15 protein-coding genes and 1 pseudogene are annotated in these 21,533 nt (G+C 70.8%); 6 read left to right on the forward strand and 10 right to left on the reverse strand.

The features are described from left to right. Positions 1 to 151: 151 nt before the first annotated feature. Positions 152 to 880 (forward strand): helix-turn-helix domain-containing protein, encoded by a 729-nt coding sequence (locus ACFV9G_RS16420; protein ID WP_378728553.1) that lies wholly within the window; start codon positions 152 to 154, stop codon positions 878 to 880. A 68-nt stretch (positions 881 to 948) separates the two neighbouring features. Here the strand turns inward: ACFV9G_RS16420 and ACFV9G_RS16425 are convergent, their stop codons facing one another. Beyond that, positions 949 to 4,827: a S8 family serine peptidase gene (locus ACFV9G_RS16425; protein WP_378728555.1), complete on the reverse strand. Its 3,879-nt coding sequence runs from the start codon at positions 4,825 to 4,827 to the stop codon at positions 949 to 951. A gap of 123 nt (positions 4,828 to 4,950) precedes the next feature. On the opposite strand from ACFV9G_RS16425, the gene ACFV9G_RS16430 reads away from it, so the two are divergent. Both ACFV9G_RS16430 and ACFV9G_RS16435 read left to right on the forward strand, forming a co-directional pair. Then, positions 4,951 to 7,830, forward strand: a complete 2,880-nt coding sequence (locus ACFV9G_RS16430; RefSeq protein ID WP_378728556.1) for an ATP-binding protein — start codon at positions 4,951 to 4,953, stop codon at positions 7,828 to 7,830. Positions 7,831 to 7,963: 133 nt separating this feature from the next. After that, complete coding sequence (locus ACFV9G_RS16435; protein ID WP_378728557.1) at positions 7,964 to 8,218, forward strand: hypothetical protein; 255 nt, start codon at positions 7,964 to 7,966, stop codon at positions 8,216 to 8,218. A 23-nt stretch (positions 8,219 to 8,241) separates the two neighbouring features. Here ACFV9G_RS16435 and ACFV9G_RS16440 read toward each other — a convergent pair whose 3' ends face one another. Together ACFV9G_RS16440 and ACFV9G_RS16445 are read right to left on the reverse strand one after the other, a co-directional pair. Then, on the reverse strand, positions 8,242 to 9,216 hold the full coding sequence (locus tag ACFV9G_RS16440) for a serine protease (RefSeq protein WP_378728558.1): 975 nt from the start codon (positions 9,214 to 9,216) through the stop codon (positions 8,242 to 8,244). Positions 9,217 to 9,352: 136 nt separating this feature from the next. Further along, positions 9,353 to 10,237: a LysR family transcriptional regulator gene (locus tag ACFV9G_RS16445; RefSeq protein WP_378728559.1), complete on the reverse strand. Its 885-nt coding sequence runs from the start codon at positions 10,235 to 10,237 to the stop codon at positions 9,353 to 9,355. A 333-nt stretch (positions 10,238 to 10,570) separates the two neighbouring features. On the opposite strand from ACFV9G_RS16445, the pseudogene ACFV9G_RS16450 reads away from it, so the two are divergent. Beyond that, positions 10,571 to 11,110: pseudogene (locus tag ACFV9G_RS16450) on the forward strand (DMT family transporter); the annotation flags it as partial. Positions 11,111 to 11,199: 89 nt separating this feature from the next. Here ACFV9G_RS16450 and ACFV9G_RS16455 read toward each other — a convergent pair. Genes ACFV9G_RS16455 through ACFV9G_RS16465 form a run of 3 tightly spaced genes read right to left on the reverse strand, consistent with a single transcriptional unit; the run spans position 11,200 to position 15,017 of the window. After that, entirely contained in the window at positions 11,200 to 12,267 is a 1,068-nt protein-coding gene (locus ACFV9G_RS16455; protein WP_378728560.1) for a lysylphosphatidylglycerol synthase domain-containing protein, read from the reverse strand. Between the two features lie 17 nt (positions 12,268 to 12,284). After that, positions 12,285 to 13,535, reverse strand: coding sequence for an arginine deiminase (locus ACFV9G_RS16460; RefSeq protein WP_378728561.1), 1,251 nt, complete (start codon positions 13,533 to 13,535; stop codon positions 12,285 to 12,287). Positions 13,536 to 13,562: 27 nt separating this feature from the next. Next, complete coding sequence (locus ACFV9G_RS16465) at positions 13,563 to 15,017, reverse strand: basic amino acid/polyamine antiporter (protein ID WP_378728562.1); 1,455 nt, start codon at positions 15,015 to 15,017, stop codon at positions 13,563 to 13,565. 110 nt (positions 15,018 to 15,127) lie between these two features. Between ACFV9G_RS16465 and ACFV9G_RS16470 the strand changes: the two genes are divergently transcribed. Together ACFV9G_RS16470 and ACFV9G_RS16475 are read left to right on the forward strand one after the other, a co-directional pair. Then, on the forward strand, positions 15,128 to 15,682 hold the full coding sequence (locus ACFV9G_RS16470) for an LURP-one-related/scramblase family protein (RefSeq protein ID WP_378728563.1): 555 nt from the start codon (positions 15,128 to 15,130) through the stop codon (positions 15,680 to 15,682). Between the two features lie 10 nt (positions 15,683 to 15,692). Further along, a complete protein-coding gene (locus ACFV9G_RS16475; RefSeq protein WP_378728565.1) occupies positions 15,693 to 17,342 on the forward strand; it encodes an alpha/beta hydrolase in 1,650 nt (549 codons plus the stop codon). A 33-nt stretch (positions 17,343 to 17,375) separates the two neighbouring features. Here ACFV9G_RS16475 and ACFV9G_RS16480 read toward each other — a convergent pair whose 3' ends face one another. From ACFV9G_RS16480 to ACFV9G_RS16495, 4 genes are all read right to left on the reverse strand, one after another. Further along, positions 17,376 to 18,227 carry a S1C family serine protease gene (locus tag ACFV9G_RS16480; protein ID WP_378728567.1) on the reverse strand — a complete coding sequence of 284 codons (852 nt, stop codon included), beginning with the start codon at positions 18,225 to 18,227 and terminating at the stop codon, positions 17,376 to 17,378. 238 nt (positions 18,228 to 18,465) lie between these two features. Continuing rightward, the gene (locus ACFV9G_RS16485; protein ID WP_378728568.1) at positions 18,466 to 19,425 is read right to left on the reverse strand and encodes a VWA domain-containing protein; all 960 of its coding nucleotides are present in this window, start codon (positions 19,423 to 19,425) and stop codon (positions 18,466 to 18,468) included. Positions 19,426 to 19,440: 15 nt separating this feature from the next. After that, a complete protein-coding gene (locus ACFV9G_RS16490) occupies positions 19,441 to 20,382 on the reverse strand; it encodes a DUF58 domain-containing protein (RefSeq protein WP_378728569.1) in 942 nt (313 codons plus the stop codon). Further along, positions 20,379 to 21,434 carry an AAA family ATPase gene (locus tag ACFV9G_RS16495; RefSeq protein ID WP_378728570.1) on the reverse strand — a complete coding sequence of 352 codons (1,056 nt, stop codon included), beginning with the start codon at positions 21,432 to 21,434 and terminating at the stop codon, positions 20,379 to 20,381. The genes ACFV9G_RS16490 and ACFV9G_RS16495 overlap by 4 nt, the downstream gene beginning before the upstream one ends. Positions 21,435 to 21,533: the final 99 nt, after the last annotated feature.

The raw sequence follows: 21,533 nt of genomic DNA on the forward strand, positions 1-21,533 counted from the left end.
TGACCCACGCTCATGCCATCACCCGAGGCGGCCACCCGAGTAGGCCATCCGCGCACGATCTGCGGCGATCTGCGCGTCACGGGATCGGGTTAACCGAAGCGATACAGGCAGGCGAACGAGCCCGAAACCCGGCGAAGCCAACCTGGGTCGGATGGAACCGCTCGACGACGATCTGCTGGCCGCGGTGGTCAACGTGACCCCCACCGCGCTGTGGGTGATCGGTGCCGATGGCACCGTCCAGCTGGCCAACCAGGCCGCGCTGTCCCTGCTCGGCTACAGCTCGGCCGACGAGATCATCGGCGCGCCCAGCCACGAGACGCTCCACGATCACCACCCCGACGGGACCGCGTATCCCTCCGAGGCCTGCCCGATCCTCGGCCGCCCGGGATCGCCCGCCAACTCGGCGCCGGAGTGGTTCTTCACCCGGCAGGGCCGACCGCTGCCGGTCGCCTGGTCCACCCGCGCCGTCGGCACGGCCGGGGCCAGACTGCTCTCCTTCGCCCTCGCCCCCGATGCCCCCGGCTTCGCACTCGATGAGGTCGACGAGGTCGACATCACCACGCGCGACGCCCTCCGCACGGCGGTGGACCAGCGCGTGCGCGAACGGTTCCGGGACCCGGAGTTCACCGCCGCCGCTCTCGCCGCGGAGCTGCATCTGTCCATACGTTCGGTCCAGGCTCTGCTGGCCGAGGACGGTCGTTCGCCCGCGGCCGAGATCCGACGGGCCCGCCTCGAGTTCGCCGGCGCACTGCTCTCCCGCGGTGCCACCGTCTCCGACGCCTGCCGGGCGAGCGGCTTCAGCGAGGTCGGTACGTTCGGCCGTGCCTTCCGCCGTCGGTACGGCCAGGCGCCGAGCTCGTGGGCGCGCGTGGCCGGGTAGCGACGAAAACCGGCCGGCCGCCGGATGATCGAGATCACCCGACGGCCGGCCGTCATCGTGGCCAGGACCTACTCGAACGGGTCGAAGTAGGCGACCGTGGCCGCGTCGATGTTGCTGTCGATACCGACGGGGTCGAACCCGATGGTGCTGGCGCCGGTGACGTACACGCGTCGCTTGCCGTCGGGCCCGCGGTCGAGCACGACGCCGTTGCCGCCGTCCGATCCCGCGGTGGCGTCGTAGCTCGCCGACCACACCTTCTCGCCGTCGGTCATGTCGTAGGCGATGGTCAGGTAGTCGAGGTCGGTCTCGGTGTCCGCGGCCTCGCCGGTGACGACCGCACGGGTGCCGTCCTCGGAGATCGTCACGTCCCAGGGGATGTCGGAGCCGTGGGCGTTGCCGTCGTGCGTCGCCGCCCAGACCTGCTCACCGGTCGTGACGTCGTACGCGACGGTGGCGTAGTCCATGTTCGTGGCACCCTCGACGTTGCCGGTCACCAGGATCTTGCTGCCGTCAGGGGTGAGCTCGGTGGCCTGCGGCACATCGGTGCCGTCACCTCCGTGTTCGGAGGACCACTTCTCCTCGCCGGTGGCGAGGTCGTAGCCGACGGTGGCCCAGTCGGTCTGGCGGTCGGTGTTGCCCACGCCGCCGGTGACGACCACCGTGGACCCTGCGATCTGGACCTGGTCGGAGATGTCGATGCCGTTCGCGCTTCCGTTGCGGAGCACGTCCCACAGCTGCTCGCCGGTCTCGGCGTCATAGGCCACGGTGCCCCAGTCGGTGAGACCGGTGCCCGCGCCCCGGCTCTGACCGGTGACGACGACGGTGCCACCGTCCTCGCTGACCGCGATCGCCCGGGCGTCGTCGGTGCCGTTCACCGGGTCGTCGTAGCGCGAGACCCACAGCTGCTCGCCGGTCGCGGCGTCGAAGGCCACGGTGGCGTAGTCGAGATGGGTATCGCCGACGTTCTGGTAGCCGGTGACGTAGATCCGCTTGCCGTCGGGGCTGACCACCAGGTCGTTGACCGTGTCCGAGGCCTGGCCGGGGCCGTCGAGACTGGTGTTCCACTTCTCGGCGCCGCTGGCCCCGTCGTACGCGATCGCGACGAGGTCGCCGCCGCTGGTGCCGGAGACGTAGACCGTCTCGCCGTCGGGGCTCATCCCGAAGCCGGCCGGCTCGTCCGACCCGCCGTTCGAGCCGTCCCACTGGATCTCCCAGAGGGGCTCGCCGGTCTTGGGGTCGTAGGCCGCGGTGAGGAAGTCGGGCGCGAGTCCGCCCGCTCCTGCAGGTCGGGTGAACCCGCTCATGTAGAGCCGCGTGCCATCCGGGTTCAGGAGCACCTCGGTGCCGACGTCGGTCGAGGCGCCGAAAGCGGTGCGCTGACCGTCGTACCGCGTCGCCCAGTCCTCCGCGCCCGGCCGCTTGGCCCGCAGCACGATGGGGGAGCGGACCGTGTGCGAGCCGTCCGTCCAGGACAGCTGCCCGCCGAGGTAGCGGAACAGCTCGGCGTCCTCGAGGGCGAAGGTCGCGGTGAAGGTCTTGCTCTCGCCGGGCTTGATCGTGAGGGTGCTCGGCTCGATCGTGACGGCGACACCCTCCAGGCCGGTCACCGACGCCTTGTAGGTGGCCTTCTTGTGGCCCACGTTGGTCACGGTGCGGGTGACGGTCTGCGCCTCGTCGAGCAGCCCGATCCCGATCGACGGCGTGTTCAGGTCGCTCGGGTCGAGCGAGCGGCCGGAGTCCTCGAGGGAGTCACACGTGCTGTCGAGTACGCCGCTGGTGGATCCGCACAGGAACGCCAGCCAGTCGTTCGTACCGCTGTCGTAGACGAGGCCGGGGTCGGCCGCGGTGTTGGGCTGGACGTGTCCCGCGCCCTGCTTGAAGATCACCTTCGGGTCGGTGGCCGCCCCGTCGCGTACGTCGGACCCGGTGGTCATCAGCGCGGACTTGATCGCCATCGGCGACCAGTCGGGGTGCAGGTCGCGCAGCAGCGCGGCGATGCCGGCCACGTGGGGCGCGGACATGGAGGTGCCGCTCATCAGGTTGAAGTCCATGCCGCCCTGTCCCGGGGGAGCGACCGCGGCGAGGATGTCCTGCCCGGGCGCGATCACGTCCGGCTTGAGGAGGTCTCCGTTGCCGGCCACGAGCGGCCCGCGGGAGGAGAACTCGGCGGTGTAGGGCGCATCCGCGCCGCGCTGGATGGTGGCGGCCTCGATCGTCGCGGTGGCGCCTGAGGTGGCGGCGTACGCGTTGATCGCACTCCACTCGGTGTCGGCCAGGTGCACCGTGGGGACCGAGTGGAAGTCGGAGTTGAGCGAGTTCTCGTAGGCGTTGACGAAGATCATCCCGACCCCGCCGGCCTCGGCGACCGCGCGGCTGGAGTTGACCCGCGCGATGTCACCGCCGCGCTGGCACAGGACGATCTTGCCGGCCACCTTGGCCGGGTCGAGCGCCGGCTTGCCGTTGTTGTCGCTGGCCGGGTAGCAGCGCGCGCCGGCGGTGATCGACACCCCCGAGAGCCGGGCTGCGGAGCCGGTGATGAGCGGAGCCGGTCCGACCCCGTTGGGGGCGACCGAGGCGCCGGTGTAGCGGGTGCCGCTGCCCAGCGTGACCGCTCCGGTGGTGCTGCGGTCGTGGGTCCCGGCGGCGACGGTGGTCAGCCACGGTCCCGGGTGGGCGACGGTCGAGTCCGTCGGGCCGGAGTTGCCGGCCGAGGCCGACACGAAGATCCCGGCCGCGGCGGCGTTGAGGAACGCGACCTCGGTCGGCTCCAGGAAGTCGGTGCTGGACCCGGAGACCGAGTAGTTGATGACGTCCACGCCGTCGGCCACGGCTTGGTCGATGGCGGCGACCATGTCGGAGGTGTAGCCGTTGGCGGTCGAGCCGTCCTCGGTCGACCACAGGGCCTTGTACGCCGCGATGCGTGCCCGGGGCGCGATGCCGGTGATCTCACCGAACGCCGAAGCGGCTCCGGTCACCTTGACGCCGTGGTTGCCGCCGGAGGTCGACGCGGTGTGGGTGCCGTGCCCGTTGTAGTCGCGCGGTGAGCTGAACTCCCAGGGCAGCTGCTCGGCGACGCCGGCGTCGCCTCCCCAGCCGTCGTTGAAGTAGCGAGCCGTGATCAGCTTGCTGTTGCAGCTCCTGGCCGTCCAGGAGTCGTCGCCGACGGTCTCGGGCGTCTCGCAGGTGCCGCGGAAGCCCTTCGGCCTGCCGTGGTAGACCTTCTTGCCCCGCTTGTCGCGGTCCGAGAAGCTCTTCGACTCGGGCCAGATCCCGCTGTCGATCACGCCGATGACGATGTCCTCGCCCGCGCCGTCGGAGTGCTTGCCGCCGTCGGGTCCGCCGAGCTGCTCCCAGAGACCCTTGCGGGAGTCGAGGCCGAGGAAGCTGGCCGTCGAGGAGGTGTCGGCCTCGACCTTGGTGTCCTCGTGGACGGCCACGACGTCGGGCTGCGCGGCGAGCTTCGCGGCCTGGTCGCCGGTGAGGTCGGCGGTGAAGCCGTTGAAGGAGTAGACGTACTCCTGGGTCGGCTCACCGCCCTTGACCTTGGTCAGTGCCGAGCGCTGCCGCCCGCGCAGGTGGTCGGCGTAGTCGACCGTCTCGCTGGCGTCGGGGTCCACCTTGGCGCCCTTGCCCGGCTTCGTCGCCGAGAGGCCCTTGACGTCACCGTCGTAGGTGGCGACCGGGTCGAGCGCCATCTGGACGATGTACGTCCCGCGCTTGTCGCCCTTCGCCTTGGCCGCCGCGATGTCGGCCGCCTTGGTGACCTTCAGGCCGCCGTCGCCGCGGCTGAGCGCGCCATGGGTGATGGCTGTGCTCTGGGTGGCCTCGGGGTGCTCGGCCGGTTCGTCAGCCCTCGCATCGGGGGCCATCGTCGTGACGAGGGCCGTCGTCGCGGCCAGCGCCAGCGAACGACGGGCCCACCGTCGGATCGGGGGATTGCCCTGCATTTCCTGCTCCTCGCATCCTGCTTCCACGGCACGTGGAAGGGGTGTGGGGGAGGCTATGCGTGGTAACGATGAGGACACATCCGTGTCCTACACTGAGGTTTGCTCAGACCAGTGGGAGGACGCTTGAAGGACACTCTCACATCTCGGATCCTGGTCGGCCGCGATGCCGAGCTGGCACAGGTCAGGTCCGCGATCGATGCGGCTCCGGCCATCGTGGTCATCGAGGGTGAAGCCGGGATCGGCAAGAGCCGTCTCGTCGGTGAACTCATCGAGGCTGATCCGGCCCGGCTGTTCCTCCTGGGTCACTGCCAGCATCTCCTGGACCCGTTTCCGCTCGGCCCGGTGGTCGATGCGCTGCGCAGTCACGCCGACCGGATCGAGAGGTCGGCTCTGAGCCCGGTGGTCGGGTCCCTGAGTGCCCTGGTCCCCGAGGTCGCCGACCGCCTCCCGCCACCCCCCGAGCCGCTGACCGACCAGCAGGAGGCCCGGCACCGCATCTTCCGGGCGGCGACCGAGCTGCTCGGACACCTGGCCCCGGGCGTGCTCGTCCTGGAGGACCTGCACTGGGCCGACCGCGTCACCGTCGACTTCCTCGCGTTCCTCGCCGCGCATCAGCCGCCCGACCTCTCGATCGTCGTCACCACCCGGCCCGAGGCCGGTGCCCTGCTGGTCCGGGAGGCCTTCGCCCGGGCGGTCTCCGGGCCGGCGCGCACGGTCACGCTGCGCGAGCTCGGGCCGGCCTCGGTCGGCGAGCTCGCCCGGACGATCCTGGCCACCGACGTACCCGAGGAGACCGCCGCAGCGCTCTTCGAGGTGACCGGTGGCGTCCCGTTCGTCGTGGAAGAGGTGCTCCGCACCCTGCTCGAACGTGAGCCCGCCGCCGAGATCCCGCGGCATCCCGACGCGATCGCCGCGCTCTCGGTCTCCACCGCCCTACGCGATGTCGTACGCGAGCGCGTGGCCGCGCTCGACGTCTTGTCCGCCGAGGTGCTGGGTGCGGCCGCGGTCGCCGATCTGAGCGTCGATGCCGGGCTGATCGCCGAGGTCACCGGCCACGACCTGCGGAAGGTCGCGCGGGCGCTCGACGCTGCGTACGCCATCGGGCTGCTGCACGACCACGAGGGGCGGGGCAGGTTCCGCCACGTCCTCGCCCAGCAGGTGGTCTACGACGAGGTGCCGCCGCAGACGCGCCGCTGGCTCCATCTGCGCACCGCGCAGGTCCTGGAGGAGTCCGAGGGGGCGCCCCGATCGGCGCAGATCGCGCACCACTACCAGCGGGCCGGTCGCCCCGCGGAGTTCGCGCGCCATGCCGAGGCCGCCGCGGACGAGGCGATCCGGCGAGGCAACGACGCCGTCGCCGCCGACCTGCTGCGCCAGGCGACGGCGGACATGGAAAGCCTGCCGCCCGAGACCCGGGTACGCCTGGCGACCAAGCTCGGCCGGGCCGCGGTCGACGGCCTCGCCCACGCGGTGGCGATGCCGATCCTGGGCCGCCTGCTCGACGAGCAGGATCTGCCGCCGCTGGCCCGTGGCGAGCTCCGGTTCGCGCTCGGCCGGCTCCAGCGACAGCAGGGACATGCGCGCGACGGCTTCCGTGCGATCGAGCGCGCCGTCCCCGACCTCGACGGACGCCCCGACCTCCAGGCGCGGGCCCTCGCCGTCCTGGCGGTGCCCGAGACCGTGGTCGACGTGTCGATCGCCACCCATCTCGAGCGCTGCGAGCAGGCCGAGGCGGCGGCCGAGCGCGCCGGAGCGGCCGACGTCGGGCTCTCGGTGCTGATCACCCGCGGCTCGCTCCTCCTGGAGCAGGGACGACCGGAGGCCTGGGACCTGATCGATGCCGTACGCCGCGACGGCGTGCTGATCGCCCACCCCCGTGAGCACGCCCGGGCCGCGGTGAACTGGGCCCAAGGGGCGCTCCACAGCGGTCACCTGCGACGCGCCGACGAGCTCGTCGCCGAGGGCCGCGCCGTCGCCGAGGCGGCCGGGTTCGAGCGGGTCATCGAGGTCTATGCCCTGGTCAGCGCGATGGCCGACTACGAGAGCGGCCGCTGGGACGGGCTGGCTGACCGCGTACGGGACCTCGCCACGCCGGGGCTCGGCTTCGGGGCAGCCTCTCTGGACGCCCGCCTCCTGCACGGGCTCGTGCTGACCGCGACCGCGACCGGGACCGACGCGCGCGAGCAGTTGGCCGGGGTGATCGCCGAGTGCGAGCGGGTCGGTTCGGTCTGGCCGCTCATCCCCGCCCAGACCGCGCTGTCGCGGCTCCTGCTCTCCACCGGAGACGCCCACGGAAGCCTCGCCCAGGCGCGGGCTGCGGTCGACCAGGCCGGTCGCAAGGGCCTCCATGCCTGGGCCGCCGCCCCGATGCTCTGCCTGGTCGATGCGGCCGTCGCGATCGGGACGGTGGCCGAGGTCCGAGCCGAGGTGACCGACCTGGCTCGCCATCTCGGTGACGCCGACGCTCCGGCCGCGCTCACCGCGGTGCGGACCTGCGAGGCGCTGGTCGCCCAGGCGGACGGGGAGGCGGCGGCCGTCGAACGGCTGCTGGCCTCCGCGCGCCACACCGCGGCGGCCGCGGGACTCGTCTACGTCGCGGCACAGGTCGAGGAGCGGCTCGGCGACTGGCGGTGTGCGCAGGCAGCGGACTCCGGCCCGGCGCTCCTCGAAGGCGCGCTGCGCACCTACGGCGGACTGGACGCCAAGCGTGACATCGCCCGGGTCACCCAGCTCATGCGTCGCCACGGGGTGGCCGTTCCCTACCCGTGGCGAGGCGGGCGCCGGGCACACGGCACGGACCTCTCCGACCGGGAACGGGAGATCGCGCTGCTCGCCGCCGCAGGGCGTACGAACCGCGAGATCGCCGCCGAGCTGTTCCTCTCGCCCCGCACCGTCGAGACCCACATGTCGCACGCGCTGCGCAAGCTCGGACTCCGCTCGCGCGAGGAGCTACGGAGAGACAGCAGCGCGCTCAGTCTGGACGGCGAAGTGGCCGGCCCATGAGTCGGCTGGCAAGCGTGGTCGTGGTCTGTGGGTGCCCGGCGTAGCCTGGGGGTATGAGCGAGCGCCAGCGAGCGACAACAAGCTTCAGGCCGCCGCATCCGTATTCTTTGACCTGCCCAACGGAGGCGGCGGCATGAACGCGGACGACGACCTGTACGCCGAGATCCCATCCCTCGATGAGCGATCCCGGCGAGCGCTCAAGGTTGCCGAGAAGTGGATCGGGGAGGGCATCGCCGGTGTCGCGATCGGTGCCGCCGAGGATGGGGGACCAGCGGTGGTGGTCTACGCCCTCGACCCGGCCTCGGCGGCGGTGAGGTCTCTGCCCCAGGAGTGCGAGGGCCTACCGGTGAAGGTGGAGACCGGAGACGCCTTCAGGACCGAGGACTGAGGCATCTCCGGGTCCTCAGCCGATCACGGCCAGACGCGCACTTGAAGGGCGAGCTGGACCAGCGCGATCGGGTTCAGGATCGTCGCCACGCTCGATCCCGCGAATAGCAGCCCGACCGGGTTGTTCTGCAGGTCGAGCACCATCGAGCCGGAGTCGCCTCCGGCCGACATGTTGGTCGTGATGATCTGGTTGCAGAACTTCGCGACCCTGCCGCCGCCGTAGTTGACGTTCACCGTCGCCGCGATGGCGGTGACCCGGCCGGTGGTGAAGTTCGTGGTGCGACCGGACTTCTTGAGGAGCATCCCGACGGTTGCGGCCTTGGCCGCGGTGGCCGGGTAGCCGTTCCAGTAGACGTCGCGGTCGATGAGGTGGAAGGGCACCTCCGCCACCGCGGCGTCCACGCTGTTGCACGAGCCGTCGAACCTGATCGGCACGAATCTGGCCAGCCGGCCGATCACGTCCGCCGGCGCCGTTCCGCCGTCGAACGGCCCGGGCTGCAGGATCGGGTCGCCGATGTTGGCGTTGTTGGAGTTGGCGAGCACGTGGTTGTTGCTCAGGATGTAGTAGCGCGGCGGGATCCCCGGGACGGGGCTCAGGTCGTACGCCCCCGCGCCGATCGTCCCCGCGGTGATCTTGAAGTGCCCGACGCTGAACCCCGGGCGGGCCGGACGGATCCGGGTCGCGAGGGTCTGGGCGTCGACCTCCTGGGTCTCCATGAGCTTGGTGTCGCCGGCGAACAGGTTCCCGACCTCGAGGACGTCGGTCGGCTTGCCGTCGACCGTCTTCGGGATGGTGTTCGCGCGGCTGACCAGGTCGGTCGGCATCTTCTGGCTGACCAGCACCATCACGCTCGGCGTCTCGGTCTGCTCGCCGCCCTTGATCTTGAGGCCGACCCCGACGCCGACCACGTTGTCCCTGCCGAGCAGGCCCTCCTCGGCCGATGCCTTCGACGCGGCCACGGCCGTGAGCTCTTCGGGCACCGCTTCTGACTGTGCCATGAACAGATCTTCGTTGTTCATGTTGATTCCCCCTGTGGGCCTCGGGTTCCGGACCTTCCGGAACGACGACCGAAGCCTCACCTTCGAGGAGCGGCGACGGCAGGCTCTGATACGCGGGGCGGTATTTGCGCGCGGGTCAGACCTGGGGCAGCCGGTTCAGGAGCGCCCGTAGAGGTGGCCATCGGTCTCGGCCGCGGCGCGTCGCGGCATAGCCGCGCAGCCGGACCGTCGGGTCGGTCAACGGCCGAACGGTGACTCCACGACGGGAGGTGCGCCCTCGCGGCAGCAACGCGAGCCCGTGACCTGCGAGGATGAGGTCGTCGACGAGTTCCAGGGCGTCGACCCGGTGGACGACTCGCGGCGTGAATCCCGCCATCGAGGCCAGGGTACGCAGCACCTCCTCGTCGGCGGTGTGACGCGAGTTCACGATCCAGTCTCGGTCGGCGAAGGCCGCGAGTGGGGCGCGCGGCTCGTGCGCCGGCATTCCCAGGCCCCATTCGACCTCCCACAGCGCGATGGTGTCGTGGTCGCTGCGCCACGGCTCCGGGGCGAGGTTGTAGTCGTAGACGAGGGCGAGGTCGACGTCGTCGCGTGCCAGCAGAGCCAGCGCCTCCGGCGGCTCGTGCTCACGGACCCGGACCTCGATGCCGGGATGAGTGTTCCGGAGGTCGTCGATCACCGGCAGGAGGGAGCGTCGGATCGCGGTGGCGAACCCGGCCACCCGGACCACGCCGATCGGCTCCGCGTCAGGATCCAGGTCCAGACGCGCCGCATCGACCGCCGCCAGGATGGTGACGGCATGTTCGGCCAGGCGATGGCCCGCGGGGGTGAGGCGTACGCGTCGGCCATCAGGCTCGATGAGCGCAGTGCCGACGTCGCGGGAGAGGGCTGCGATGGCTTGGGACACGGTTGAGGTGGTGGTGCCGATCTCGGCGGCGACCTCATGCATCGAGCCGAGGCGAGAGAGCTCGAGCAGCATCCGGAGCCTGCGTACGTCCATCTGTCTATCGTTGCGGATCATCGAACATAATGTCCAGCAATGTCACGTGGACACGAACAGATGGGATGAGGTCAACTGGGCCTCATGTTCAGACCGGCTGTCCGCCCCGCATCCTCCGCCCGCACCGGCTCCTCGATGGCGATCGCGGCCATGCTCTGCGTCCAGCTCGGGCTCGCCGCATCGGTGGGGCTGATCGATCAGCTCGGTCCGGCGGGTGTCGCCTGGCTGCGCCTGTTCTGGGCAGGTCTGGTGCTTCTCGTCCTCGTCCGGCCGCGGCTCTCGTCGTTCAGGCGCGAGACGCTGCTGGCCGGTGTCGCTCTCGGCGTGGTCACCTCCGGCCTGACCCTGCTGTTCATGGCCGCGTTGACCCGGCTCCCACTCGGCACGGCCGCCGCTCTGGAGTTTCTGGGGCCGCTCGGGGTGGCTGTCCTCCGCAGCCGCGGCATCGCGCGGGCCTGGGCGCTCGTGGCCGCCGGCGGTGTGGTGTGCCTGACCCAGCCCTGGGACGGCGCCGTCGATCCGGTCGGTGTGGCGTTCGCCCTGAGTGCGGCCGTCTGCTGGGCGTGCTACATCCTGCTCACCCAGCGCGTCGGCGACGCGGTCAGCGGCATCGGTGGACTCGCGATCTCCATGCCGGTCGCGGCCCTGGTCGCCACCTTCGTGGTCGGACCGGGCATCGTCGGAAAGCTCACGCCCGAGCTTGTGCTGGCCGGCCTCGGTCTGGCACTGCTGGTGCCGGTGGTGCCCTTCGCCCTGGAGATGATGGCGCTGCGACGTCTCACCGCCGGTGCCTTCGGGACCCTCATGGCGCTCGAGCCGGCGATCGCGCTGGTGATCGGGTTCTTCGCCCTCGACCAGGCGCCCAACCTCATCGCCGTCCTCGGGATCGGGCTCGTGGTGGCCGCCGGAGTGGGAGCCGAACGGGCCGGGGGCCGCACCCCGTCCGGACCGGTCGACGAGACCGACAGCATGCCACCTGCGCGTCACTCCGATTCGCCGGGTCGGGGCGTCAGGCCCGGGCTTCGCCCCGCGACCTCACGGCGCCACACCGCGACCGCGAGTGCGCCGAGCAGCACCGGCACGCCCACGGTGAACACCCGCCACACGATCAGCCCGGCCACGGCCGCCGCCTCGACCTGGAGACCGCCGGCTTCGACCAGGGCGGCGAGAATGAGGGCGTCGACGATGCCGATCCCCCAGAGGGGGAACACGGTGAACGGGAAGGCGAACAGGTAGGCGATCGCGATCCAGACGACGCCCACCTCGTCTGCCGTGACCCCGACGAAGCGCAGGCACAGAACGAGCGCGGCGAGGTCGACGACCATCATGCCGACCTGCGAGAGCACCGCCAGGGGAAACCCGCTGTGGAACCGCTCGGCGATGTCGGCGCGGAAGCTCTGGCAGGCATCCGCCCAGCGATCGGGGTCGACCGATCTCCGGAACCGGCGCACGATCCGCCCGGCGCGGGTTCCGACTGTGCGCGCGAGCGGGTCGCTGCGTACGACCATCAGGACGGTCACGAGGATGGCGGCCGCGACCGCGATGCTGAGCAGCTCGAGCCACCGGAACGACGGGGCCTCGCCGACGGCCAGCAGCAGGATGAATCCGAGGAGCGGACCCGAGAACCTCGCGATGTAGAACGTCAGCGAGTTCATCACCGTCCCGGCGAGGCCCTTGGCGGGGCTGACCCCCCACGACTTGAACATCGCGACCCGCAGCGCGATGTCGCTCGGTGGTGGCGCGATGAGTCCCATCAGCGTCGCGCCGAGGTCGTTGATGGTGGCCCGGTAGAACGTCACGCCGCGGATGAAGAACCTCAGTGGCATCGCCAGCAGGACCTGACGAACCAGCACGACCGCGAGAAGCACGATGGCATGCCACCAGCTGAGGTGCGTCAGCGCGTCCCGGGCCGCGTCCCAGTCGACCCGCCCGACCAGGCGTACGACGGTGACGGTGCTGAGCGCTGCCACCACCAGCAGGACGATGCGTGTGATCCAGGCGCGACGTCCGGGACGGGCGTCGCTGACGTCGGGGCCCTCCAGAGTGCTCACTGCGTGGCCGCGACGGCTCAGAAGTCCACAGGGTCTCGGCTGATCGGGCAGGTCATACAGTGCCCGCCACCGCGGCCCCGGCCGAGCTCGGCGCCCACGATGGTGATGACCTCGACCCCGGCCTTGCGCAGCAGCGTGTTGGTGAGCGTGTTGCGGTCGTAGGTGAACACCACGCCGGGCTCGAGCGCGACCGCGTTGTTGCCGCTGTCCCACTGCTGTCGCTCGGACTGGTAGACGTCCCCGCCGGTGTCGATCACCTGGATCGCGGACAGCCCGAGGGCCTGCGCCACGATCTCGACGAAGGCCGCGTCGCCGTGGTCGATCACCTCGACCCCGGGTGATGTGTCGGAGGGCACCAGGGTGAAGGTGTGCACCGCGTCCATGATCGTCGGATAGAGCGTGACGATGTCGCGGTCGACGAAGGTGAAGACCGTGTCCAGGTGCATGGCGGCTCGCAGCTTCGGCATCCCGGCGACGATCACCTTCTCCGCGGCTCCCTGCTCGAAGAGGGCCTTGGCGACCTGGGTGATCGCCTGGCGTGAGGTGCGCTCGCTCATGCCGACGAGCACCACCCCGTTGCCGACCGGCATCACGTCGCCGCCCTCGAAGCTGGCCTGCCCCCACTCCTGCTCGGGGTCGCCCCACCACACGGTCGAACCGACGTAGTCGGGATGGTGCTGGTAGATCGCCTTGTAGAGGAGAGTCTCGTCCTTGCGGGCCGGCCAGTAGAGCGGGTTCATGGTGAGCCCGCCGTACAGCCAGCAGGTCGTGTCCCGGGTGTAGAGCGTGTTCGGCAGCGGGGGCATCAGATACTCCCGGGCACCGGTCGACTCCCGCGCCAGGCTGAGGTAGTCGGAGCGGAAGTCGCCGGGCAGGTCGTTGGTCGCGAGACCGCCGATGAGGAACTCCGCCAGCTGCCGGTCCGAGACCGACTCGAGGTAGGTGCGGGTGTCCTCGACCAGCCCGAGGCCGACCTGGTTCGGCACGATCTTGCGATCGAGGATCCAGTCCTTGGCACCGGCGACGGCGAGGGTCTGGGCCAGCAGGTCGTGCAGCTCGACGACCTCGACACCGCGCTGGGTCAGCTTGTTCACGAAGTCGGCGTGGTCGCGCTGGGCGTTCTCGACCCACATCACGTCGTCGAAGAGCAGCTCGTCGTTGTTGCTGGGGGTGAGCCGGCGGTGGGCCAGGCCGGGTGCGCAGACGAGCACCTTCCGGAGCCTGCCGACCTCGGAGTGGACGCCGTACGCGGACTTCTGCTCTGACATGAGATGCCTTTCGGTTGAGGATGGAGATCAGAGGGAGATCCAGCCCGTCGACAGGCCGTAGACGCCGAGCGCCGCTCCGACGAGGATCGCGCCGAACAACGCGATCTCGGTGGGACTGAAGATCCTGCGGCCATGCTCGCTGCGGGCCTTGATGTACAGCAGCGACGCCGGTGCGAGGATCAGCGTCATCAGCAGCACGAACTTCAGCCCGGCAGCGTCGAAGAGGAAGATCGTGTAGGCCGTCGCGATGCCGGCCACGATCGTCTCCTTGCGACGTACGCGTGCCGGCACTCCTTCGTACGCCTCGCCGGTGATGCCGAGCTTGAGCGCGTACGCGGCGGCCAGCAGGTAGGGCAGGATCGCCAGGCTCGTGGCGAGATCGAGCATGAAGTTGAGCGCGTCGTTGACGAACAGGGTGAGGGCGAGGAGCCCCTGGACGCCCAGCGAGGTCACCACGAGCGCGGCGATCGGGGTGCCGTTCCGGTTCTCCTGTCCCAGGAAGGAGGGCATGTCGTCGGCGCGAGCCGGGATGTACATGACCTCCGCGGCCATCAGCGTCCAGGCGAGGTAGGCACCCAGGACCGACACGATCACCGCGATGCTGATGAACACCTCGCCCCAGTCGCCGACCACCGACTCGAAGACGCCGACCATCGACGGCTGCCGGGTGTCGGCCAGCTCGGGCTGGGGGACGACGGAGTAGCTGGAGAGGGTGACGAGCGCGAAGATCGACAGCACGCTGAGGAAGCCCAGCACGGTCGCCTTCCCGACGTCCTCACGCTTCTTGGCGTAGCGGGAGTAGACACTGGCGCCCTCGATACCGATGAAGACGAAGGTGGTGATCAGCATGGTGTTGCGGATCTGCTCGTCGAGGCTGCCGAGATCGCCGTAGCCGGTGGCGACCCAGTTGTCGGCGAAGACGCCGGCGTCGAAGGAGATGAAGAGCACCACGATGAACACCAGGATCGGCAAGACCTTGAAGACCGTGACGATCCGGTTGATCACCGCGGCGTCGCGGACACCGCGCGCGATCAGGTAGTGGAAGAGCCACACCCCCACGGTCGAGAGTGCGACCGCGAGCACGGTGTCGCCATCTCCGAAGCTGTCGAAGAACGCGCCGATGGTGGCGCCGATGAAGACCCAGTAGAAGGTGTTGCCGGCAATGGAGCTGGCCCAGAAGCCGATCGCGGAGTTGAAGCCTGCGTAGTCGCCGAAGCCGGCCTTGGCGTAGATGAAGACCCCGGAGTCGAGCTCGGGCTTGCGGATCGCGAGGCTCTGGAAGACGAACGCCAGCATGAGCATCCCGGCGCCCGCGATCGCCCAGGCGATCAGCGAGCCGAGGATGCCGGTGGCGACACCGAACCGGGCCGGCAGCGAGAAGACGCCCGCGCCGACCATCCCACCCACGACCATCGCGGTCAGGGTGGGGAGACTCATCTTCGCTGCAGCGGGTGCCTCGGTGGTGGCCGCGTCAGAACTCATGCCCCCGATCTGATGTCCGATCCCGATCCGTCCACCTCACCCGTAACGTGTGATCCGCCCCGGATCGTCTGCGACGACGCTGGGAGGGTCCTGTGAAGGGGGAGACGACGATGGGCTTTCGAGACCGACGCGAGAAGCGCCAAGAGGAACGCGAGGCCTTCGGGCGAGGCGGGAGCGCCAACCGCTTCCAGATGCGCCAGAAGATGATCTCGATCGGTGACGACTACTGGATCGAGAACGAGGACGGCGACCGCGTCTTCCGTGTCGACGGCAAGGCGCTGCGGCTGCGGGACACGTTCGATCTCGAGGACGCCCACGGCAACAAGATCTGTCGCATCCAGACCAGAGTCCTGCACATCCGGGACTCGATGGCGATCGAGGACGCCGACGGCGAAAAGCTGGCGCTCGTGCACAAGGCGCTCGTCTCGCCCCTGCGCGATCGGTGGAAGGTCGACCGCGAGCACGGCGAGGACTGGACGGTCCAGGGCAACATCGTCGACCACGAGTACGACATCGAAGCCGACGGACGCAAGATCGCCGAGGTGTCCAAGAAGTGGTTCCGTGTCCGGGACACCTACGGTGTCGAGGTCGCACCCGGCGAGGATCCTGCGCTCATCCTGGCCGTGACCGTCGCGGTCGACGCGATGGTCCATCCCGCGAAGTGATGCGGTCGACGTGCTGCGAGGGCAGCTGCGAGGGCAGCTGCGAGCGTCGTTCGCGGCGACGGCCGGCACGGTGGTGCTCCTCTGGGCGTCGCTGACCCCGTCGTTGATGCCGCGGACCGCGCTCTTCCAGGCGCTGCTCACCGCGCTGTGCATGTTGGCCGGCTACGGCGCCGGCGCGTTGGCCGGATGGCTGGTCCGCAGCTGCGGTGGCCGGTTGGCCGGCCGGGCACGGGTTGTCGCATGGCGGGTTCTCGCCGGCGTCGCCGGCATCGGCACCCTGATCGTGCTGGGGCTGTCGTTGCGCTGGGAGAATCAGGTACGCGACCTGGTCGGGGTCGACCGGGTGGGCGTGTGGCACCTGGTGCTCACCGTGCTGTTCACCGCGGTGCTGTTCGTGCTGCTGCTCGGAGTCTCGCGCGGGATCAGGGCCCTGGGCGGCTCGATCGGCCGGTTCGTCGGCCGCTTCCTTCCCGCTGCCGCCTCGAGCGTGATCGGCGGCCTGATCGTCGCGATCCTGATCTACGAGCTGGCCATCGGAGTGGGTGGCAACCGGCTGCTGGGAGCACTCGACTCGAGCTTCGCCACGATCAACGAGGAGTTCAGCACCGACGTACCCCCGCCCGAGACGCCCGAGCTCACGGCCGGCCCGGCCTCGGCCCAGGAGTGGGAGGAGCTGGGCCGCCAGGGACGGGTCTTCATCGCGAGCGCGCCGACCGCCGCGGAGATCGGCGACTTCACCCAGGAGCCTGCTCTGCAGCCGGTGCGTGCCTACATCGGGGCCGGCCACGAAGGCGTCCACATCCGCGAGGAGGCGCAGGCCGCGGTGGCCGAGCTCGACGCGCTCGGCGGCTTCGACCGCGCGGTGATCAACGTGGCGACCGGCACCGGTAGGGGCTGGATCAACGAGAACCAGGCCCAGGCGCTGGAGTTCATGTGGGGTGGCGACACGGCGACGGTCAGCCTGCAGTACTCCTACCTCCCGAGCTGGATGTCCTTCGTCCTGGACCGGCAGCGTTCGCAGGACGCCGGTCTGGCGCTCTTCGACGCCGTCTACGGGCGCTGGCTGGAGATCCCCGAGGCCGACCGTCCGCTGCTGGTGGTGAGCGGGGAGAGCCTGGGCAGCTTCGGCGGCGAGGCCGCCTTCAGCGGGGCCCAAGACCTCGCGACCCGCACCGACGGCGCCCTGTTCGTGGGCCCGACCGCCGACAACCGGCTCTGGAGCCGGTTCACCGAGGAACGCGAGCCGGGCACCCCTGCGGTGCTGCCGATCGTGGACGGCGGCGAGATCGTACGCTTCGCCGACCGGCCCGACGAGTGGGACCTGCCGGGAGCCTGGGACGGCACCCGGATCGGGTATCTCCAGCACGCCAACGACCCGATCACCTGGTGGTCGCCAGGGTTGGCGGTGGAGCGCCCCGACTGGCTGGAGGAGGAACGCGGCCGCGGCGTCTCCCCGAACGTACGCTGGATCCCCGGGGTGACGATGCTGCAGCTGGGTGTCGACCAGTTCTCCGCCAACTCGGTGCCCGTCGGGCAGGGCCACCAGTTCGGCACCGCACCGGTGTACGCGTGGGCGGAGATCCTGCCGCCGCCGGGATGGAGCGACCAGCGCACCGACGAGCTGGCCGCGGTGATCGACGATCGGGTGTGGCTGAGATGACCGGCGGGTCGGGTCAGCCGTCCGCCGCCGCGCTCAGCCCTGGCTGATCAGGGTCTGGGCGACGGTGCGCACGCGGTCGATGGGGACGGCGAAGCCGATGCCGATGTTGCCGCTGGGGCCGCCGAGGGTGGCGATCGAGGTGTTGATCCCGACGACACGGCCGTGGAGGTCGACCAAGGGGCCGCCGGAGTTGCCGGGGTTGATGGCGGCGTCGGTCTGGATCATCTCGGGCCTCGATCCGGAGGAGCGGTGTGGGGAGCTGACGATGCCGGAGGTCACGGTGCCGTTGAGGCCGAGCGGCGAGCCGACGGCGATCACGGGCTGCCCGATCCGGAGGTTGCCGCTCTGACCGATGGTGGCGGCGCGTACGGCACTGGGGTCGGTCGCGATCACCGCGATGTCGTTGCGCTCGTCGCTGCCGATGACGCGGCCCGAGGTCGTGCTGCCGTCGGCCAGCACCAGGTCCACCGAGTCGGAGCCCTGGACGACGTGGGCGTTGGTGACCACGTGGCCGACGCCGTCGATGGCGACTCCGGAGCCGGTGCCGCGTCCGGCGCGGACCTGCACGACGCTGGGCAGGATGCGCTGGGCGGCGGCCTCGGTGGCGTTGGTCGGTGCCCCTCCCGAGGGCGCTGGGGCCGGGGCGGCGATGGTGCCTGCGGTGGGCTCGCGGTCAGGGGCGAGGAGGGTGATCGCGCCGCTGGTCGCGGCACCCGCGACGACGGCCGCGGCCAGGATGAGGGTGATGGTGCGCGTACGTCCTGGTCGCCTGGCCAGGGCGGCAGGCGGCTCCGGGGGAGTGCCGTTCGGCCGGCCCTGTGGAGGGGGCGCATCGGCCGCGCGTGGTGGGGCGACCAGCCGCACCCTGCCGTAGCGGTCACGCACCACACGTCGTGCCGGAGGGGGCGCCGACAGGGGAATCGGGCTCGGCGCGGTCGGTGGTGCCGGCGCGGGTGCGACTGGTCGGATCGGGGGTGGTGGTGCGGGCTGGAGCGGACGGAGGGCACGAGGTGGTGGCGCCGAGATCGTCCACCGTTGGGGACCGGTGGGGCGGCCGAGGCCGGGCCCGGGGGCTGCGGTGTCGTTCATGAGAGTGCCTTCCTGTCCTGGACTTCGAAGGTGACTAGATGAGCCGAGCGAACCAGCGCAGGGAGAGCGCGGCGGCGACGAAGGCGAGGATCATGGCGCCGGTGACGACCCAGACGGTGATCTCGCGGTATTCGACGTGGTACCCGACGAGGGTGCCGATGTCGTCGTAGACCTCGCGCAGCTCGTCGGCGCTGGAAGCGCGGTAGAACTGGCCGCCGGTGGTCTCGGCGAGGTCGCGCAGCGTGTCCTCGCGGACCTCGACGGACTGCCCTCCGGGGAGAGTGGCGCTGGAGCCCTCGGTCCCGTAGGCGATCGTCGAGACCGGCAACCCCGCCTCACGAGCGGCCTCGGCCGCGGCTGCGGGGTTGCGACCGGCGGAGTTGCCGCCGTCGGAGAGGAGCACGAGGTGGGCCGGCGACCCGTCCTCGTCGGTGGACTCCTCGGCCTCGTCCAGGACCTGCCGCAGGCCGTTGATCGAGGAGTAGACGGTCTCACCGATGGCGGTGCCGCCGTCGGGCGGGCCCAGACCCTCGATGCTGCGGGCGACCAGGGCGTGGTCGGTGGTCGGGCTGGAGACGACACGGGCGTTGCTGGAGAAGCCGACGAGCCCGACGTTGTAGCGCGGTGGCAGCTGCTCGACGAAGTCGACAGCGGCTGCCTTGGCGGCCTCGAGGCGGTTGGGCGGCATGTCCTCGGCCGTCATCGAGGCGGACGTGTCGATCGCGACCAGGATCGTGGCGCGTTCGTACGGCACCTGCGCCCGGACCTGGGGCTGGGTGGTGGCCACCGCCAGCAGTGCCAGGGCACCGACGACCAGCCCGGCGGCCAGGTGGCGGCGCCAGCGGGGGCGGTGGGGGACGAGGCGCTCGAGCATGGGCGCGGTGGCGAACCGGAGGGCGTACCTGATCCGGCGGCGCTGCATCACCAGATAGCCGACGGCGAGCACGGCGATCGGGATCAGCGCGAGCAGGAACAGGGGCTGGGTGAGTCTCATCGAAGCTCCTTCCGATCAGTGGGTGGCCGAGCGTGAGCGGGCCGGCCGGGGGTGGCGTGCCCGGCGGCGCAGCATGCGGATGAGCAGGCGCGCCCAGTCGTCATCGGTCGAGACCCGCAGGTGGTCCGCGCCGGCGACCCGGACGGCCTCGGCGTTGTGCTCGCGCAGCGACCTCATCGCCTCGGCGTACGCGGCACGCAGGCGCGGGTCGGAGGTGTCGGCCTCGTGCTGGCGGTTGCTCTCCGGGTCGAGGATCGTGACGTGGCCGACGGCGGGCAGGTCGACCTCGCGAGGGTCCACGATCTCGACGACGATCACGTCGTGGCGCGCGGTGAGCCGCCGCAGCGCCGGCTCCCAGTCGAAGGGCCGTTCCCAGGTCCCGTCCGTGGGCAGGAGGTCGGAGACGATCACCCGCAGTCCCGGGATCCGGGCGCGCCGGGCGAGCTCGACCAGTGCTGTCGCGAAGCCGGCGCCGGCCGCCTCGGCCGTGCGCGGCGAGGGTGGCTCCGTGGTCAGCAGGCGGCGGGCGACCCGGCGACCCGTGGTGGGCGGGCGCCAACGTACGCCGTCGGCATCGAGGATCCCGAGCCCGACGCGGTTGCCGGGGCCGTCGGCCACGATGCCGATCGCGGAGACGGTCGCCTCGGCGACCTCTACCTTCTCGGCGAGCGCGGTCCCGAAGGCCATGCTGGGGCTGCGGTCGACCAGGACCCAGGTCTCGAGCTCGTGCTCGGCCTGGGTGAGCCAGACGTGCGGGTCGCCCAGGCGGGCGGTGGCGTTCCAGTCGATGCGGCGTACGTCGTGACCGGGGGAGTAGGGGACCAGCTCCTCGGCGTCGCTGCCCGGTCCGATCCGCAGCCCGGCCGTCTCGCCCTGGAGCAGCCCGCTCACGCGGCGCTGGACGGTGAGGTCCAGCCTCCGAAACGCACTCTCGGGCGTACGCCGTGCCTGGTTCACGAGGCCAGCTCCGCATCGGCACCCGACTCGGCGGTCTCGACGTCGTCGTCGCTCGGCGTCGCCCGCGGTTGTGGGACGACGGCGAGGACGGCGTCCACGACGGCGCGCGGGTCGACCCCGTCGGCCTCGGCGTCGAAGGTGAGCACCAGCCGGTGGGCGAGGATGTCGCCGGCCAGGTCGGCGACATCGGCAGGCAGCACGTAGTCGCGCCCGCGCAGCAGTGCCAGGGCACGACCTGCGGTGACGAGGCCGAGGCTGCCGCGGGCGCTGACGCCGTAGGCCAGCAGACCCTCGAGGTTGTGCAGGCCGTAGGCGTGCGGCGTCCGCGTCGCCATGACGAGCTTGACGGCGTACTGCGCGACGGTGTGATGGACGAAGACCTGGTCCGCTCGTGACTGGAGGTGCCGCAGGGCGGTGGCGTCGAGGATCTGCTCGGCGTGCGGCGGCCGTGTGCCCATCCGCTGGATGATGGTCATCTCCTCGAGCTCGTCGACATGGCCGACGTCGACCTTCAGCAGGAACCGGTCGCGCTGGGCCTCGGGCAGCCGATAGACACCGTCGTTCTCGATCGGGTTCTGGGTCGCGAGGACGAGGAACGGGTCGGGCAGGCGATGGCTGGTGCCGCCGATGCTGACCTGCCGCTCGGCCATCGCCTCCAGCAGCGCGGACTGCACCTTGGCCGGTGCCCGGTTGATCTCGTCGGCGAGGACGAGGTTGGCGAAGACCGGTCCCAGCTCGGTGTCGAACTGCTCCGCCGAGGGACGCCAGACCCGGGTGCCCACGATGTCGGAGGGCATCAGGTCCGGGGTGAACTGGAGCCGGGCGAACGAGCCTCCGACGACGTCGGCCAAGGTCCGCACCGCCAGGGTCTTCGCGACGCCCGGCACGCCCTCGAGCAGCACATGGCCGCGGGCGAGCAGCCCGACCAGCATCCGCTCGATCATCAGGTCCTGGCCCACGACGACGCGCTTGACCTCGAACAGCACGCGCTCGAGGACGGCGCTGGTCCCGATGTCCGGCTGGATCGGCTGCTTGTGCTCTGGCTCCCACATGTGGGCCCCCTGGATGGCTGAGTCCTGGATGGATGGTCCTGCTGCGGACTGATCACATCGAAAGGGGCCGAAAACCAGCGGAAACAGCACCGAAAGCGA

Origin of the sequence: Nocardioides sp. NPDC059952, from assembly GCF_042730435.1 — a bacterium.
Lineage (GTDB): Bacteria > Actinomycetota > Actinomycetes > Propionibacteriales > Nocardioidaceae > Nocardioides.

Bases quoted from the DNA above. Each gene is read 5' to 3' on its own strand.
- ACFV9G_RS16420 (WP_378728553.1), top strand. From the start codon at position 152: ATGGAACCGCTCGACGACGATCTGCTGGCCGCGGTGGTCAACGTGACC.
- ACFV9G_RS16425 (WP_378728555.1), bottom strand. From the start codon at position 4,827: ATGCAGGGCAATCCCCCGATCCGACGGTGGGCCCGTCGTTCGCTGGCG.
- ACFV9G_RS16435 (WP_378728557.1), top strand. From the start codon at position 7,964: ATGAACGCGGACGACGACCTGTACGCCGAGATCCCATCCCTCGATGAG.
- ACFV9G_RS16440 (WP_378728558.1), bottom strand. From the start codon at position 9,216: ATGGCACAGTCAGAAGCGGTGCCCGAAGAGCTCACGGCCGTGGCCGCG.
- ACFV9G_RS16445 (WP_378728559.1), bottom strand. From the start codon at position 10,237: ATGATCCGCAACGATAGACAGATGGACGTACGCAGGCTCCGGATGCTG.
- ACFV9G_RS16460 (WP_378728561.1), bottom strand. From the start codon at position 13,535: ATGTCAGAGCAGAAGTCCGCGTACGGCGTCCACTCCGAGGTCGGCAGG.
- ACFV9G_RS16465 (WP_378728562.1), bottom strand. From the start codon at position 15,017: ATGAGTTCTGACGCGGCCACCACCGAGGCACCCGCTGCAGCGAAGATG.
- ACFV9G_RS16470 (WP_378728563.1), top strand. From the start codon at position 15,128: ATGGGCTTTCGAGACCGACGCGAGAAGCGCCAAGAGGAACGCGAGGCC.
- ACFV9G_RS16485 (WP_378728568.1), bottom strand. From the start codon at position 19,425: ATGAGACTCACCCAGCCCCTGTTCCTGCTCGCGCTGATCCCGATCGCC.
- ACFV9G_RS16495 (WP_378728570.1), bottom strand. From the start codon at position 21,434: ATGTGGGAGCCAGAGCACAAGCAGCCGATCCAGCCGGACATCGGGACC.